The organism is Chlorogloeopsis sp. ULAP02 (assembly GCF_038404745.2).
Taxonomy (GTDB): Bacteria; Cyanobacteriota; Cyanobacteriia; order Cyanobacteriales; family Nostocaceae; genus Chlorogloeopsis.
Genome location: NZ_JAYKTT020000018.1, coordinates 18,571 through 34,895 on the forward strand (window position 1 = coordinate 18,571; position 16,325 = coordinate 34,895).

13 protein-coding genes are annotated in these 16,325 nt (G+C 40.1%); 3 read left to right on the top strand and 10 right to left on the bottom strand.

Annotated features, from left to right (window positions below; genetic code table 11):
- The first annotated feature begins 23 nt into the window (after positions 1–23).
- Complete coding sequence (locus U2718_RS09625; RefSeq protein ID WP_341994063.1) at positions 24–2,594, top strand: tetratricopeptide repeat protein; 2,571 nt, start codon at positions 24–26, stop codon at positions 2,592–2,594.
- A 276-nt stretch (positions 2,595–2,870) separates the two neighbouring features.
- Here U2718_RS09625 and U2718_RS09630 read toward each other — a convergent pair whose 3' ends face one another.
- The 5 genes from U2718_RS09630 to U2718_RS09650 all read right to left on the bottom strand — a co-directional run bounded on the left by U2718_RS09630 (position 2,871) and on the right by U2718_RS09650 (position 6,283).
- Positions 2,871–4,268 (bottom strand): hypothetical protein, encoded by a 1,398-nt coding sequence (locus U2718_RS09630; RefSeq protein WP_341994062.1) that lies wholly within the window; start codon positions 4,266–4,268, stop codon positions 2,871–2,873.
- Between the two features lie 126 nt (positions 4,269–4,394).
- Complete coding sequence (locus U2718_RS09635) at positions 4,395–5,183, bottom strand: LeoA/HP0731 family dynamin-like GTPase (RefSeq protein ID WP_341994061.1); 789 nt, start codon at positions 5,181–5,183, stop codon at positions 4,395–4,397.
- The gene (locus U2718_RS09640; protein WP_341994060.1) at positions 5,137–5,394 is read right to left on the bottom strand and encodes a hypothetical protein; all 258 of its coding nucleotides are present in this window, start codon (positions 5,392–5,394) and stop codon (positions 5,137–5,139) included. The genes U2718_RS09635 and U2718_RS09640 overlap by 47 nt, the downstream gene beginning before the upstream one ends.
- Before the next feature lie 300 nt (positions 5,395–5,694).
- Positions 5,695–6,030 carry a type II toxin-antitoxin system RelE/ParE family toxin gene (locus U2718_RS09645; RefSeq protein ID WP_341994059.1) on the bottom strand — a complete coding sequence of 112 codons (336 nt, stop codon included), beginning with the start codon at positions 6,028–6,030 and terminating at the stop codon, positions 5,695–5,697.
- Entirely contained in the window at positions 6,002–6,283 is a 282-nt protein-coding gene (locus tag U2718_RS09650; protein ID WP_341994058.1) for a type II toxin-antitoxin system Phd/YefM family antitoxin, read from the bottom strand. Before U2718_RS09650 ends, U2718_RS09645 begins: the two co-directional genes overlap by 29 nt.
- A gap of 126 nt (positions 6,284–6,409) precedes the next feature.
- Between U2718_RS09650 and U2718_RS09655 the strand changes: the two genes are divergently transcribed.
- Together U2718_RS09655 and U2718_RS09660 are read left to right on the top strand one after the other, a co-directional pair.
- Positions 6,410–7,417, top strand: coding sequence for a zinc-dependent alcohol dehydrogenase family protein (locus tag U2718_RS09655; protein ID WP_341994057.1), 1,008 nt, complete (start codon positions 6,410–6,412; stop codon positions 7,415–7,417).
- Between the two features lie 69 nt (positions 7,418–7,486).
- A complete protein-coding gene (locus tag U2718_RS09660; protein ID WP_411813256.1) occupies positions 7,487–9,667 on the top strand; it encodes a pentapeptide repeat-containing protein in 2,181 nt (726 codons plus the stop codon).
- A gap of 46 nt (positions 9,668–9,713) precedes the next feature.
- Here the strand turns inward: U2718_RS09660 and U2718_RS09665 are convergent, their stop codons facing one another.
- The 5 genes from U2718_RS09665 to U2718_RS09685 all read right to left on the bottom strand — a co-directional run bounded on the left by U2718_RS09665 (position 9,714) and on the right by U2718_RS09685 (position 15,898).
- Positions 9,714–10,304, bottom strand: a complete 591-nt coding sequence (locus tag U2718_RS09665) for a helix-turn-helix domain-containing protein (RefSeq protein ID WP_341994055.1) — start codon at positions 10,302–10,304, stop codon at positions 9,714–9,716.
- 143 nt (positions 10,305–10,447) lie between these two features.
- Positions 10,448–12,661: a polysaccharide biosynthesis tyrosine autokinase gene (locus U2718_RS09670; RefSeq protein WP_341994054.1), complete on the bottom strand. Its 2,214-nt coding sequence runs from the start codon at positions 12,659–12,661 to the stop codon at positions 10,448–10,450.
- Between the two features lie 56 nt (positions 12,662–12,717).
- Positions 12,718–13,878, bottom strand: a complete 1,161-nt coding sequence (locus U2718_RS09675; RefSeq protein ID WP_341994085.1) for an aminotransferase class I/II-fold pyridoxal phosphate-dependent enzyme — start codon at positions 13,876–13,878, stop codon at positions 12,718–12,720.
- Between the two features lie 28 nt (positions 13,879–13,906).
- On the bottom strand, positions 13,907–14,785 hold the full coding sequence (locus tag U2718_RS09680; RefSeq protein ID WP_341994053.1) for a hypothetical protein: 879 nt from the start codon (positions 14,783–14,785) through the stop codon (positions 13,907–13,909).
- A gap of 36 nt (positions 14,786–14,821) precedes the next feature.
- The gene (locus U2718_RS09685) at positions 14,822–15,898 is read right to left on the bottom strand and encodes a peptidoglycan bridge formation glycyltransferase FemA/FemB family protein (protein WP_341994052.1); all 1,077 of its coding nucleotides are present in this window, start codon (positions 15,896–15,898) and stop codon (positions 14,822–14,824) included.
- Positions 15,899–16,325 lie beyond the last annotated feature (427 nt).

Below are 16,325 nucleotides of genomic sequence, written 5' to 3' on the forward strand. Positions count from 1 at the left end.
TAGTCAGACTTGTGTGGTGATACATGCAACAGAGGCGGATTAGACAAACTCCTCCTTCTAATTTTCCCTTTGAGGTCGTTAAACCAAATGGAAATGTTTTATCTGTAATTTTTAATACAGACTACAACGATCCCGTCGCAGATTTTCGCATCCCTTACCAAATGCGACTAGCTGATCGCAATATTCGGCGAGAATTAGAAAAGAAATTAGAAGAATTTCGCTGGCTTTTGATTGTCGGGCGAACAGGATTAGGAAAAACACGAGAAGCAGCTGAACTAGCCCAGCTTTACAATCGAGAAGGTTGGACGGTTTTATGGCTCACGTCAGCCAGATGGATAGATGAGCCAACCCAAGAACATCTGGAAAAAATAGGGGCTAATCGCAAGTTGCTGTTTTTTGTCGATAATCTCGATCAAAGAATGGATAGCCAAACTCAAGCAGAAGAATTTAAGTTAGCTCCTGGGATCGTGCCAATACAGGAACGACTATCACGAGTTTTGGAGGTTTACGAACAGTTCTGCGGGCAAGCCAATATCCGAGTGATTGCCACTGCCGACAATGAGAAAGAATCCGAAATTCCAAGTGAGTTAGGCAAGTGGGATCAATTTGTAGAGCAGTGGTGGCAACGGTTTGAAGTTTATAAATTACCAGAACCGGAAAATGCAGCAATTGTTCAGTTGTTGAGTGATACTGCTCCTCAAGCTCAGATCAAAGTTAAGGAAGAAGATTATTTGGCGATCGCCCAGAAAAATGACGGTACTTTCACAAATGTAGTCGAGAATCTGCGTCTATTCAGAAATCAGGGCTTACCTCTAACTTCTGATCATTACATTGAATCTTGTCAAGGTATCTGGGAAAAGCGCTATACAGATGCAGTCAAAACATACCCCGCTAGCCGATATATTTACGACGCCATAGACTTATTACGTCAATTTGATATTTCACTAGAGCGATGCATTGTAGAACGAACTTCTATATTGATGGTGCGGGGAAACTTCTTGCAGCAGTCATGGCAGCGCCGACAAATTCATCAGGCTCTCAATTATCTGATTGAAACTCAACACATCCTTAGCCCCCGCCAAGGACAAATTGAAGCCAAAGGTACCAAGGTAGAAGCAAAGGCATACATACGTTCGTTATCTCGGTTACTTTGGCAACTGACAGATAAATATCCCCAAAAAATGTTGAGTTCGCTCTTCAATTTTGGTTGGCGTCTGTTAATTTTAAATTATCCCAAAGAAGCCTTGATCTGCTTCAACAAGCTGATTGCCTTCATCCCCGAAATCTCTGATCTTTGGTTTTACGCGGGTGTAGCTTTGCATAATTTGGGGTACTACGAAGAAGCATTTGCCTGTTGCGATAAAGTTTTGGCAATCAAGCCGAATGATTACCAAGCTTGGCATAATCGAGGGAATGCACTGTACTTTTTAGGACGTTATGAGGAAGCAGTTGCCTCCTACGACAAAGCACTCTCACTTAAACCTGAATTGTATCAAACTTGGTACGGGCGGGGTTTAGCACTCAGGAATTTAGAGCGTTGCGAGGAAGCAGTTGCCTCCTACGACAGAGCACTCTTAATCAAACCTGAATTTTATCAAGCTTGGTACAGCCGCGGTGTAGCCTTCGAGGAATTGAAGGATTATGAGCAGGCGATCGCTTCCTATGAAAAAACACTTTCCATCCAGCCCGACTTGGATCGAGCTTGGAACAACCGAGGCAATGCAATGTACTTCTTAGGGCGCTACGACGAAGCAGCTATCTCCTATCACAAAGTCTTAGGGATCAAGCCTGAAGATTACCAAGTCTGGTATAGCCGGAGTGTTGCATTAGTAGACTTAGGGCGTTACGAAGAAGCAGTTGCTTGTTGCAATCAAGCACTCTTAATCAAGCCCGATTATGATCAAGCCTACTATAATCGGGGTAATGCGTTATATTTTTTGGGACGCTATGAGGAAGCAGTTGCCTCCTACGATAAAGCATTAATTATCAAGCCCGACGATGAGCAAGCTTGGAATAATCGGGGCAATGCACTGTTTTGCTTGGGATTTTACAAAGAAGCAATCGCCTCCTGTGACAAAGCACTCTCCAGCAAGCCTAATTTAGAACAAGCCTGGTACTGCCGTGGTAATGCTCTGTATTTTTTAGGTTCCTACGAGGAAGCAGTTACATCCTACGATAAAGTTTTAGAAATTAAGCTCGACTTAGATGAGCAAGGCTGGTACAACCGTGGTAATGCCTTGTATTTCTTGGGGCGTTATCAACAAGCAGTCATGTCATATAACAAAGTCTTGGCAATCAAGCCCGATCATGAGCAAGCTTGGAATAACAGAGGCAATGCACTGTACTTCTTAGGGCAATATGAGGAGGCACTTGTCAGCTTCAACAAAGCTATAGAGCTTTCTCCTGATTCCTTTGGCGCTCATTACAATAAAGCTTGTTGCTATGCTTTGCAAGAAAATGTAGACTTAACGCTTAAGAATTTGCAAGAAGCTATTAACCTTAATCCTGAATGCTTAGAGATGGTAAAAACCGACTCTGATTTTGAAAAAATTCTCAAAGATGAGCGGTTTAAGACATTAACTGCTAATGGATAGTTGCAGAATTGATAAGAAGTATATCATCGAGACTCATGCACTAATCTGGTTTCTTGAAGGAAATTCACGATTAGGTGCAAAGTGTTAATTTATCCACTTGATCAAGATATTATTGAAATAACTATGAGCTTGTCCAGTATTAATGAAATGCATGATGGCAGATTAGTGCGACTGCACTAGTTTTAGCAAGCAAAGGTGAAATAGTGCAGTTATTAACGTGCGATCGCCATATAACTGCATCAGCTTTAGTTTTATTCATCCAATTTATAGATGCAATTACCTATCTTGTGGCTGTAGCCGATGCCAACCATACCAGTGACGAACTGCTAGCCAAATAGCTGAAAGTAATCCTGCTAAACTCAGTGTAAGCCCACTATAGGGTACTAATAGTCCAAATACAGGCAGCACTGCTCCAGCAATAGTACAAATAACAGCTGCGAGGGAAGCACGACGGGTTGATCCTAAACCCCAAGTCAATATTAGCAAGATGAGTGAGATCAAAGTCCAAGCTAACTGGGGATTCATGACGCGGCTCATATAAGTAAAAGCCAGCAAACAAGCAAAGAATATGCCACCAGCAACAGCTATATTTTTCAAACTCATCGGTAGTGACAAGTACAATAACAACATCCACCAAAGAAATAACGCTGGTACTAATAGTAATAGCCGGGGAAGAATACCTGTGTGACGGATGGGGTTAGTATTTGTAAATATGCCAAAAGGATTTTTAACTGCAACATTATCATCAAATGTCCAAGTAAATCTGGTGCTTTGTCCCTCGCCTGAAATTTCATTTGGTACAATGCCACTGGCAAAATCTGCTCCTGAAAAGTTAGCTGTTGCCACTAGACGAAAGTTTTTGAGCAGCTGCCCTTCAGCACTATATACCCAACGCGATCCCCCTTGAGCTTGATAAGTGAGTCGAAAGTTCGTTTCTTCGCCTGGTTGCAAGCGGAAGGGAAAGCCGTAGTCACCTGGATTAATTTGTTGCAACCTTGTACCAGACTGCTCAACTTTATAGCCAGCCAGCAGTGAGTAACCGTTGGGTGGTGGTGCTTCCAAGAAAAAACTATTAATATCTCGAAGCTGATTAACTACTTTATAGTCAGCAGCATAATCTACGCGATATACGGCGCGGCGATTTTGAACATCTGGAGTTTGATCGATTTTTACCTGAATTTGCGAACCAGCCAGCGTTAAGTAGCGGTTTTCTTCTCGCGTCTCATTTACCTTGACTAGCTTGTTATTAACTTGAGTTGTGTAGGTGTATGGTACTTTGACTACATAGCGTACTTGCGGCGCAACTTGTTCTAGCCTGTCACCAGCGACACTTTCTGCTACCTGCGCTACCTTCGCTTGTTCCCAGTGATGATATCGATTACTTAAAGTCGAACAAAGAAAAAATCCAGCTACTAGCAAAACTAATAACAGAAATAAATGCTGTAATCCTCGTAGTATTTGGGAATAACGAATTGCCCATTCGTCTATGAAAATCGCTTCTTCTGGTTGATTGCGACGCAGAGAAAAGTTGATAAGAGCGATCGCCACCCCCAAAGCGATAACTAAAAATACTAATAACAGCGAAGCTTTAAGTGTATGAGTTCCAAATTGAAGGAGTTCAGTAGGATGCGTAAGATCAGGGATTCCGGGAATACCTTGGGCTGGTTCAGACATAGGGGAAATTTCGGAGATTTTGGGGAATCAGACAGATAATATCTCTCAAAAGTTTCGTTGTGCCAATTAATTTTCCTGTACTGCAAACATACTCTATAGACAGTCACAGAGTTTTATTGATTATTTTCAGAAACGTCCATTTATGTCGCTGAGAATTCCCTCAAATTCTTTACGGAGTGCTGCAAATTCTCCTAACCATTGATTTGACGAGGCGATCGCATCTTCTTCTTTTTGACGCTCCTCTACAATTCTCTTTTCAGTTTCTCCATAAATCTGTGCTTCAACTTCCTGTAGTTGTGCTTCTATTTGACTTTCTAGGTCTTTTGCTATCGCGATAAAATTGCTGGTAATTTCACGTTTAGCATCAGCAATTTCTTTGTCTTGCTTTTTTTCTTGCTCGTCTGCATAATTATCTCCTACAAGTGCTGCTACTGCCACAATTGGCCCTAGACATTTGGCTACATTACCAATACCTTTGGCAATATTAACAGCACCATAAGGCTTAAATTTAAATCCTAATAATTTTCCAAGATCATAAATATTTTGGTGGAGTTTGCCACCTGCTACATTTCCAGCACGGAGAAAAGCACCTTGAGCTTGATTTGCATTAGGATTCACGGCGTATTTCACCCAAAATTGACTTAATTGCTCACCTAATGTTTTGAAACTATTAATTTGTTGCCTTAAACGCTCTAAATCTATTCCAGAGTAAATATTTCGGGTATAATATTCCCAAGACTCGGTATTTGTAGAATCTTCCTCAGAATCAACATTTTCAGCAGAAACTTTCTCTTTCATTTCCAAACGCGCTACAAAAGCTTTAGCTAAATCACTTTCCAGTACCTCCTTAATCTCATTTTGAAGTGACTCAACTGCTGCTTTTACAGCCTCTTCTATTTCCAATAAAGCCGTCAATATGGGCCATCACCAGAATTTGCCCCATTGACCAATTACGCTGCTCCGACAGAACCTTTTGAGCTACAACATCTACAGGAATAAGATGTTCATCTTGAGATAGTATTTTTTCCTTTTCTTCCTTAGTATTTTGTTCTACTCCTTTTTGCTGCTCTATTTTGTGCAGATACTTCAACTCTTTAGAATGAATCTGCCGATCTGCACAAGCCATATGTATTAGTAGTAAAAATGCATAGTCTATAGACTCATTAATTGAAAACATTTATTGTTTGAATTTTTTTAAATTAAATACTGGAACCTACTAGTGTTATCGTTCCCATAATTAAAGATGAACTAACAAAATTTAAAAACACAAAATTAATTTTTATTATGTATGTAAAAAAGGCAAGAACATTTGATAAAGCATGATAGATATTTCGCATCTTGCACTAGTCCCAACAACCTGGAGGCAGAGCCTCGAAACCTTCGTTACCAGGTTCAACCTGGTAACTAGAAAAACGAGAATAAAGGGTTATTCTTCCAATAATTTCTGCATAAGTGAGTAAATATCACTTTTATCACCCTCTTTCCCCAGCCCCACGCCGACTACTAAAACTACTACCTTCTCAAGCTCTACTTTATAAATGATTCTGCAACGTTGGCTTACAGCCCTGACACTGCGATAGTCCTTAAGCTTATCAACTAAAAGTTTTCCCTGTTTTTCTGGTTCTGTCTTGAGCTTGTCTATTTGATCGCTTAAAGCTTGCTGTTGCCGCCAATCTTTGATACCAGCTAGCATCTCCAAAGCTAACGATATTAGCTCAATTGCATATTCTACGCTACTGGGTTGAGGTTGATCGAAGTCCAAGTTTAGCTTTTGCTTCCTTCCAACTGATAGTTTCTCCACGTTCCGCCTGAGCTATGCTTTGCTGTAAAGTCTCGGCAAAGGAGCGATCGCCAAGTACAGACAAAGTTTCCAATAGAGATTCATATTGCTCAAAGCTCAGTGCTGCCATCACCGGTTTACCATGCTTGGTAATGATTACTGGCTCATTCTTTAACTCAACCGGCAAATTTAGCAGATGTTGCCTAGCTTCTGTAATAGTTAAGTACTTTGCCATACAATTAAGTGTACATTTACTATAGTTGGATCATCTTTCGTATCTTTGCGATTCAAATTCAAAAAAGCGATCGCTCTCTGCCCTTTGCGGTAAATTGACAAATGCAAGCACGCAGAGGAACAAGTCATGAAAGCAGTGTTAATGACAGCAGCGGGAAATCCTGAAGTTCTGCAAGTACAGGAAGTGACAAATCCCGGTGTGCCTGTTGGCGAAACTGAACTTTTGGTACGTTTAAAAGCAGCAGGCGTTAATCCCATTGATACAAAACTTCGCAAACGCGGTACTTTCTACCCCGATCGCCTGCCTACAATTTTAGGATGTGACGGTGCGGGTATAGTTGAGGCAGTAGGTGCTGGCGTGCAAAAGTTTCGCGTCGGTGATGAAGTATATTTTTGTAATGGCGGCTTGGGCGCACACCAAGGTAACTATGCTGAATTTACCACCATTGATGAGCGATTTGTTGCCCGCAAACCTGCATCTATATCTTTTGCAGAAGCAGCGGCAGCACCTCTAGTATTAATTACTGCCTGGGAAGCTTTATACGAACGGGGAAGACTTGAACCAGGCGAGCGAGTCTTAATTCATGCTGGTGCTGGTGGTGTCGGTCATGTAGCAATTCAACTTGCTAAACTTAAGGGTGCTCATGTCTGCACCACAGTGAGTTCTCAAGACAAAGCAAATTTTGTCAAACAACTCGGTGCTGACTATCCGATTTTGTACAAACAAACAGATTTTGTCCAAGCTGCTTTAAATTGGAGTGATGGTGAAGGTGTAGATTTAGCTTTTGATACTGTTGGCGGAGAAACCTTTCACAAAACCTTCCTAGCAGTGCGCGTGTATGGCGATATTGTGACAATTTTAGAACCAGACGCCAATACAGTTTGGAAAGCTGCCAGATTACGCAATCTCCGCATTGGCTTGGAATTAATGCTGACACCGATGTTGCAAGAAATGGTGGAAGCGCAGCAGCATCAAGCTGAGATTTTAGCAGAGTGTGCGAAATATATTGATGCAGGCAAGTTAAAAATTCAAGTTAGCCATAGGTTACCGTTGGAAGAGGTAGCCAAAGCTCACAAATTACTTGAAAGTGGATCAATGACGGGTAAAATTGTTTTGCTGATCGGTGAGGAGTGATTGAATAGATTTTTTTTCAAACGCAAAGGCACGCAGAGGTTAAACGCAAAGTTACGCAGAGTTTTGGCTTTGCTACCTGGTGCGCTTTCCTTTGTCTTCCTCTGCGTTGCCCTTTCTCTTATCTTTCTTCCCCTACCTGCTTGGGGCGTACCTCCACAACCAGAACGCACGCCCTTAACTTTAGAAGTATTGCAAGAACGATTGCGCGCACCCACAATCCGCGAAGGCAATTTGACTGTGGATTTGCGACAGATGGTGATAGATTTACGTTCTGAAAATAGTGCCTTCCGTGATGTTTTTTACCAAACGCTGCGTAAAGAACTACAAAAGACTGGTTCTAAGCCATTAGGTTTAGACTTGAGTTTTTCTTTAATTCAAGGAGATTTTATTGGTAGCGATTTGGGTTTAAGAACTCCGCTTTATGCCCAGGCGATCGCACCCATTTTTACCACAGCAGAACAAGAACAACTAGAACGTCTGCGTGTGGTTTGCTTGCAGTCATTTACCTTGGCGTTTCCCACCTCTAAAGATTGCCGATCGCTTTTGGCAACTCCTCCAGCTGCGTCTAGCGAAATCAGTGTTTTCCGTGGTTCTGTAGTGTTAGAACAAACGCATTTTACCGGGGTAGTGCAGTTTGCCAATACATTTTTTCTACAACCCGTAAATGCAACAGGTACTATTTTTAACCAAGAGGCTAATTGGACAGAAACCCGATTTAGTCGTGCAGTGAGCTTTGCAAATGCGAATTTTAGACGTGAGAGTCAGTGGCAGAGTAGTATATTTTTTGATAAAAGTAATTTTAAACAAAGCCAGTTTCAGGAAAATGTTTATTTTCAAAACAGCATCTTTGCAGATACTGCCAATTTTAATCAAGCAAATTTTAAACAGTTAGCAAAGTTTAATCGCGCCCAGTGGCAAGGAAATGCAGATTTTTCTGGTGTGCGTTTTATCAATTCGGCTCAGTTTACCAAAGCTAATTTTAATCAGTTCTTATTTTTAACAGAAGCTGCTTTTGAGCAAGCTGTAACTTTCCGAGAAGCCCAGTTTAATCAATCTGTAAATCTGCGGGGTGCTAGCATTCTCAATCAAGCAGATTTTAGCGATGCTGAGTTTGCTCAAGAGGCTTTTTTAAATGTCTCTGGGATCGCTTTTAATTCCAATCAAGCCAAAATATTAGGCAATCCCGGTCAAATAGGTGAAAAGCTAGTAGTATCATCTTTACAAGGCAATCAAAATGTCTTGCGGAATTTAGGACAAAATTTTCGCCAGTTACAGCAAATTGCTGATGCTAATCAACTTGAGTACACAAAACAGCGATTGCGCTTGGCACAGTTAAACTACCTTTTAGTTGGTGCAAATATTAATAGTGCTTCCAAAAAACGTCTGATTAATCTTGGTTTTTCACCAATTCAAGCAGAAGCGATCGCCCGCCGCCGAGTGATAAAACCGTTTCGCAAACAAAGCGAGTTACTTACTCTTACAGATATTGATCTAGAAACATACACGCAACTAAGTTCCCGGATCGTTGTTAGTGAACCCCTCTCGTTTGGTAGGTGGTTGTTGCAAGCTTGGCATTGGCTGACATTGAGTTTATTACTGCTGCTTTCTGGCTACGGAACAGATTTTTACTTGGTATTTGGTGTTGGTTTGATTGCGATCGCCTATTTTGGCATCCTATTTTGGCTAGTTGATCGTTGTCGTCGCCTACATCCTGTACCAGTTCTACCTACAGTCTCCGAAACTATATCAATGCTAACTAGTTTTAGCCTGTTAACAGTGTTTGGTATCTTTGCCATTTTTCGCACTGCCGAACAACCTTGGCTAACACTGGGTTGTGTGACAGCAATTATCGTTCCCGTACCAATAGTTTTATTGCTCCGACTATATCAACAAGGGCGCTACCATGACTTAATGGATGTTTCCTATTTCACAGAAGACGGTAGTATGCGGCAATTAAGATTGCTAATTGGACGGTTGCCAGTCATACCCAGGTTTGAAATTTTTCGCGATCGCTATCTGCCACTGTTGTGGAATCGTCGTTGGAATTGGCTAAACTACTATGACTTTAGCCTTAACAACTTACTCAAAACCGGATTTAATGACGTTCGCCTGCGAGATCAGCATCTTCCTGGCATCATCACTACACTGGCTTGGTTTCAGTGGAGTTTGGGTATACTTTACATTACCCTAGCTTTATGGACTCTTTCCCGCACAATTCCAGGATTGAACTTGTTGATTTATTTAAAATGATGGCTCAAGTTCACCACCAAGCATGAAAATACCTGTTCCCTATTCCCTATTTGAGATATCCCCAAAGTCTCTCCATCAAATTAACGTCCAAAGAGTTTTGTAACCGCTTGTTTTGATTACATGAGTTATTATCAACTGGAAGAATCAGGCGATCGCGATCACAAAAAGTTTTTTTGAAACCTTTCAGTTTTCGCTTTTTTTGTTTGCGGTTATGAAGATATATCATTTTCAGTTTTGCTTGTAATTTGTAAACGGTTACATCTTGCGCTTGCACTCCAAAAATACTATCAAACCATTGTTGTAATTGGTTATACCTTTGAATTTGTCCCTCTGACTGTTTAATTTGTTTATCAGAGTTTTCGACTGTACAATTCAGTATTTTTTGTACTTTCAATAGACTGTTTTGAGACTTTATTACTAAGGTGATTCCTCCCTCTTGGTAGTCTGCCAACCACCTTTGGATTGTGGAGCTGTCTCTGCCGAGTATCTTTGCTATTGCCTTCACACTCATACCCTCTGTTTTGATCAGGTAAAGTGCTTGAATGCGTTCTTTGAGTCGCAGATTTTTCTGTTGGCGCAACAGCACCTCTAATGTCTCTGCACTCTCATTTATTTGAACTTGGGTAACACATGCCATTATTTATCACTCATGCAATCTCTTCTACCATTTACCGTTTGGCTTTTTTCAAAGTGGTATGGTAGTTCATTTTTTTGAAAAAAAGTCTTGGAATTGTTGACACGAAAACTATCAAATTTGAGGCAAGATAAACTAACTATGTCTCACCAAAGACTGAGATTGCCAACTCTTACTGCTTTAGGAACCTCGCTATCTTGAGCTTGAGAGTAGAATTCATTAGCAAGATATAAGCGACTGTAGGGTTCATTGTAAGCATGAACTCCATTTACTACTAGTCCTAAAACATTTTGACCCGATTTGTTTAAAAACTCCTTCGCAAATAAACCGCTAGCATAATCAACAACCCCAGGACGAGCTACAAACAAAACACCATCAGCCATATGTCCTAAAGTAGCAGCATCGGCAGCAACTGTTAAGGAAGGAGCATCAATAATAACAAAATCATAGTTGCTAGTGAAATTTTCTATCAATGCAGCCATTTTTTTGGAATCAAGGAGGGAGGCTGGAGAAGGAGGTACCACACCCGCACTAAGAACATCCAAATTTTCCATCACGGGTTTGACTGTTGTTCTCAACTGTGCCTCTTTAACAATGACATTGCTCAATCCTTCATGATTTGGTAATTCCCAAATGTGATGCTGAACCGGGCGGTGTAAATCTCCATCTATCAGCAAGACTTTACGCTCCATCTGCGCCATTGCGATCGCTAAATTGGCAGCTACCGTTGACTTACCTTCTGTAGGCACAGAACTAGTCACAACAATAACTTTTAACTCTTTATCGGCACTGATAAACTTGAGATTGGCCCGCAGCATTCGGAAAGCTTCACTAATAGGCGATCGAGGTGCATTGCGAACTACAAGCCTTTGATTGTAAACTTCTGGTTCTTTTTTATTGCGAAGAGGTTTTTTCGACTTGTTAAACGAAGGAATCACCCCCAATAAAGTAAATCCAAACAATTCCTGTGCTTGTTGAACAGTCCGAATCGATTTATCTCTGGCTTCTAAAATATACACAGTAGCCACAGCAGCGACACTAGCCAATACACCTGCACCTAAGAACAAAATTAAGAGAGAAGATGTTGGTTCTTCCGGAACTTCAGCTTTGGTGATAATGCTGGCATTACCCACATTTTGATTTTCAGCAATCCTACTTTCTTGTAATTTTTGTAGCAAAAGAGAGTAAGTAGTTTGCGCGGCTTCCACTTTACGTTCTAACTGCCGCTGCATTTGTTCCAATCTCGGCAAATTGTTCAGCCTTTGCTTGTAAGAAGTTAGTAAATTAGATAAAGTATTTGCTTGATTTGCTAAACCCAAGCGGTTTGCTTCTAATTCTGCAAGTCTTGCCGATAGTCCTTGTTGTAACTCTCCAAGTTGCAAGTTTGTATTGGGTTGTGGTTGAGCACCTCCTCCCACCTGTTTAATTCGTTTTTGCATTAATCCATTTAAAGACTGTATTTTTTCTTCTAAATCTATAATGATTGGATGGGTGTCTTGCAAAACTGTGCGCCTAGCTGCGAGTTGTGTCTCTAACAATTGAATTTCTCTAAGGACATCTTGTACCCCTGGTGTTTGACTCAGGGAAGTCGTCGCTAATGCCTGCTGAGAGTCCATTTCTAATTGTTTACGCACTTGTTGAGATTGTGCTTCAGCATTGGCGAATTCAGATTGAACTGTGTTAATCTCTTGTTGTAATTCCGCAATAACTTCCACAGCTCTAATTGCTTCTTCTTCTAGAGAAACTACTTTGTACTTCTCTTTAAATTTCGCTAATTCTGCTTCGGCATTGCGAACAACAAATTCTGCATTTGGTAGTTGTTTTTCAATAAACTTGCGGGCTGCTGATGCTTCGGCTCTTAGAGAAGAGACATTTTGCTCTAAATAGTTATCCATCAAATTATTGACAATGTTGGCAGCCAATTCTGGATTAATATCCTTATAAGAAATCTGAATAACATCAGCTCCTCTGACTTCTTTTACACTCAGATTTTCCATAAAATCCTTAATTTTTAAGATTTCTCCTTTGTCATCTCGCAAATTAAGTTGTCTAATTGTTTTTTGTATCACTGGAACAGAAGTAATAACTTCTGCTTCTGTTCTGAGAGGATTAGTTTGAGTATCACGTCCTACAGATTCTAAGGTACTTATTTCTGTTCCTACTCCTGTCAAGACAGACATAGAGTTTGTTCTTTGAAAGCGTAGCTTTCCTTCAGCTAAATAAGTAGGTTTTTTCAAAACAGCTAAAGCAATTACAACAATCAGAAAAGTGGGTAAAAATATATTTAAAGCAGGCACCCAACGCTGTTTTAAAATTTGATAATATTTTGCCAATGGTAAAGAATTTTCTTGAGCTTCCATAATCAATTTTCTCCTTTCGATAGACGAATTAGGATTGAATTATGATGTTTTAAGACTTAGAAAATTAATAATGGTTCTGTTTTCCTAGAAACATAGTGAACAGCAATGATTCCATCAATGACTCGCTGTAAATCAGCATCTGTGAGATTAGAACCAGAAGGTAAGCAAAGACCGTGTGTAAATAAATCTTCAGCAACAGCACCACCAATGCATTCACATTCAGCAAACACAGGCTGGAGATGCAAAGGCTTCCAAACAGGACGAGATTCAATTTGCCCTGCACAAAGAGCGAGTCGTACTTGTTCTCTATCTACACCAAAAGCATCAGGATCTATCACCAAGCAAGTTAGCCAACGAGTTGCACATCCATAATCAGCTTCTGGCATAAATTCTATTCCTGGTAAATTACCCAAGCTAGAAGCATAGATGCTAAAGTTGCGTTGTCTAGATGCAACTCGTTGTTTCAAAACACGCAATTGTCCTCGTCCAATACCTGCTGAAACGTTACTGAGGCGGTAGTTGTAGCCAACTTCCGAATGTTGGTAATGGGGAGCCGGATCGCGTGCTTGAGTTGCTAAAAAACGGGCTTTTGCCACTAACTGCTCGTCAGAGGAAACTAGCATCCCTCCACCGGAAGTAGTGATGATTTTATTGCCGTTGAAAGAGTAAATGCCAATGCGTCCAAAAGTGCCAGGAGAGCGTCCTTTATAGGTGGCACCTAATGCTTCAGCCGCATCTTCAATTAAAGGAATGTCATATTGATTGCAGGCTTTGAGGATTGGATCGATATCTGCACTTTGACCGTACAAATGTACAACTACAACTGCTTTCGGTAACTTGCCAATCCGGGCGCGCTTGTCTAGTGCTTCAGACAACAAGTCGGGATTCATGTTCCAAGAAGTGCGATCGCTGTCAATAAATACAGGTTTTGCTCCGAGATAAACAATTGGGTTGGCACTAGCAGCAAAAGTCAAGGTTGAGCAAAAAACTTCATCCCCACGTTCTACGCCAACTAGTTGCAGAGCTAAATGCAAAGCTGCTGTGCCTGATGCCAATGCCGCAGCATAGCCAGCACCTGTAAGTTGACAAAATTCCTCTTCAAATGCATCTATGTGTGGCCCTACTGGTGCTATCCAGTTTGTTTCAAAGGCTTCTTTGACAAATTCTAGTTCGCGATCGCCTATGTGAGGTGTTGAAAGCAGTATTGATTTGGTGATCATAAGCCTGAGTTGAAGAAAAGATAGATTAATAGCGCCCGGTAAAACGATAGTATTTGTACGGATATTTCCAACGCACGAATGTTTCCATGACCGGATTAATCTCAACCTTGGCTGGGATGTGCCTTACAGGAAAACCCATTCCCTCCTTATAGACAATTAATCCTGGATTTTCAGGTATATGTGGGCTATGAACAAGTTCCCGAATCTTACCGGAACGACTACAAGCTCGAACAAACTCAAAGGTTAACCCACTACTAATATTGGTTGTTAATGCTTCAGTCGTCATATGAATATACTCAAGGTAGGCAGTTCCATCTATCCCTATCCCATAACAATAGCCCGCTAATTTTTCATCAATTAAGCCCGCAATCATTATTCGATGTTTGTCGGTTGTATAGGTCGTAATGTTAGCGAGATAGCTCTCTTTTGAAGGTAGTTTGATATAGTAATTGGTCCTTTCTAAGGATGAGCACAAAACTTCATATCCTTGTTCTTCCAGCAAAGTTGGCCCAACAAGCTGCACAATCTTAACTTGTTTATAACACCTGCGAATCTGACTTCTACGATTCGATGATAAACAGTGCAAATCATAACTAGCAGGATCTGATAATAAATGAACTGGTATCGATCCATTTGCATATGAAATATCATTCTCGTGTAATGCTGAACGAAATGCCCAGCACAGAGGTGTTGGAGGTGTTACCTCTTCAAGCTTAAGGCGAGACATCAGATGGATAGGTTGATAGACACCAGGAACCTTTGTCTCTGTCCAATATCGACCTTGATGACAGATAACACGTAAACCTTCTTCACGACACTCTCTGGCAAATTCTGCTTCCGTGATTGGAACCAAAAATGCTTCGGAGACTTCTTGAATTTGCGAACTATATAATGTAGAAACCATAGATTTAAATCACTATCAAATTCCTCAACTGAATCTTTACTTAGGAGAACGATACGCAGGGAAAAAGTTTGACTTCATCAATTCTTCAGGTTGAATATTCATGTGTTTTGCTCGTAATGCAACTAAGTAACGATATTTCTCCTCATCAATAATTAACCGTAGTGTCAAGAAATTATGTTCAAGTTGAGAAAAACCAGCTTTGAACGTATAGACATTATCTTTAGAGCAACCAACTCCACCTCCTAAATGTAAAAATTCATTACCACGTTCTTTAGCCCAGTAACGAGCAAAATCTGTTTCTAATGAACTAGGAGATAAATGAACAAACTTATTTTTAGTCCCCCCCAAAGTACTTTGTACTATCCCGCAATTTTCTGTATATAAACCTGCACAAGCAATTTCACCCTCATACTCAACAATACATAGATGCAGTTTTTCTCTCAATGCATTGTACATATCGGTAAAATATGCCAAATCAAAGGTGTAATATCTATCTGCTGCACCTACTCGATCCATCGTTTCTTGATAAATTACAGTAAATTCATCAAGATATTCTTCAATACTCACCATTCTTGCGACCATTCCTAATCGCTTACATTTATTAATTGTGCTTCTATGCCCTTTTCTGGTATTTGTCCAAATTTGAGATTCAGATATTCTTAAGTCAATAGAAATTGTGTTGCCATTAAGTGTAAATGTATTAGGTAGAAAAAGATTATAAAAGTTATCATTAAGAATTGGATGCAATCTAAAAAACGCTGAACATACACCCCTATCTCTTAGTAAACTCTTAAATTCATTCATCACTAAATCAGGAAACCCAGGTGTGTTTGCTGCTGCATCATTCAATAAAATTCCTGGATAACCATAAGGAGACTTAATATCAAAAACTTCTGTTATTGATTCTTCATCTGTAATATCGTCACATTGAGATAGTAAATAAGGAGCAAAAAATATTTTGTCACCATCAGTTATGACAATTGCTTCAGGAATACTTTGAGTTCTGCTAGATTCTAAGGAGATATACTCTGGTAATTGATAAATATCATGACGAATTTGATGTAGTATTTCCATCCATAATGGATTAGATATACTAATGAGCTGAGTATTCATGAGTTCTGTCCTCTTTAAATTAAAATAAATTTCAACTGATATGGTCTATGAATAAACAGGAATCGCTTTGGCCATTTTCGATTCCAAATACACATACTCAGGCAAATTTTAAAAGTCATACCGAAGTGTGGTCAGAGTTTATAACCACAAAGAATTGGTGATATCAATGACTTGATTGTTCATGGTGAGAAATAAAATTTTCTACCTTTTATTCCATCCTGTTCAGTGATAAGTACTCAAACAGAATTAATTACACGCACTGTTTTCCCCAACCCTATTTCCCATTACTAATTAAGAATCCCCACATATGAATTTGATTTTGCCCAACTACTTAATACTTATATGAATATCGCTAGCGAATGAAGTGGGCAACGATAGAATTCATTTGCACTCTATTCGGTATATGCTTGGCTAAAAAACCTATTCC

Coding starts and splice junctions, on each gene's coding strand:
- U2718_RS09665 (WP_341994055.1), bottom strand. CDS start 10,304: ATGGCATGTGTTACCCAAGTTCAAATAAATGAGAGTGCAGAGACATTA.
- U2718_RS09630 (WP_341994062.1), bottom strand. CDS start 4,268: ATGTCTGAACCAGCCCAAGGTATTCCCGGAATCCCTGATCTTACGCAT.
- U2718_RS09670 (WP_341994054.1), bottom strand. CDS start 12,661: ATGGAAGCTCAAGAAAATTCTTTACCATTGGCAAAATATTATCAAATT.
- U2718_RS09685 (WP_341994052.1), bottom strand. CDS start 15,898: ATGAATACTCAGCTCATTAGTATATCTAATCCATTATGGATGGAAATA.
- U2718_RS09625 (WP_341994063.1), top strand. CDS start 24: ATGCAACAGAGGCGGATTAGACAAACTCCTCCTTCTAATTTTCCCTTT.
- U2718_RS09655 (WP_341994057.1), top strand. CDS start 6,410: ATGAAAGCAGTGTTAATGACAGCAGCGGGAAATCCTGAAGTTCTGCAA.
- U2718_RS09650 (WP_341994058.1), bottom strand. CDS start 6,283: ATGGCAAAGTACTTAACTATTACAGAAGCTAGGCAACATCTGCTAAAT.
- U2718_RS09680 (WP_341994053.1), bottom strand. CDS start 14,785: ATGGTTTCTACATTATATAGTTCGCAAATTCAAGAAGTCTCCGAAGCA.
- U2718_RS09640 (WP_341994060.1), bottom strand. CDS start 5,394: ATGGCTTGTGCAGATCGGCAGATTCATTCTAAAGAGTTGAAGTATCTG.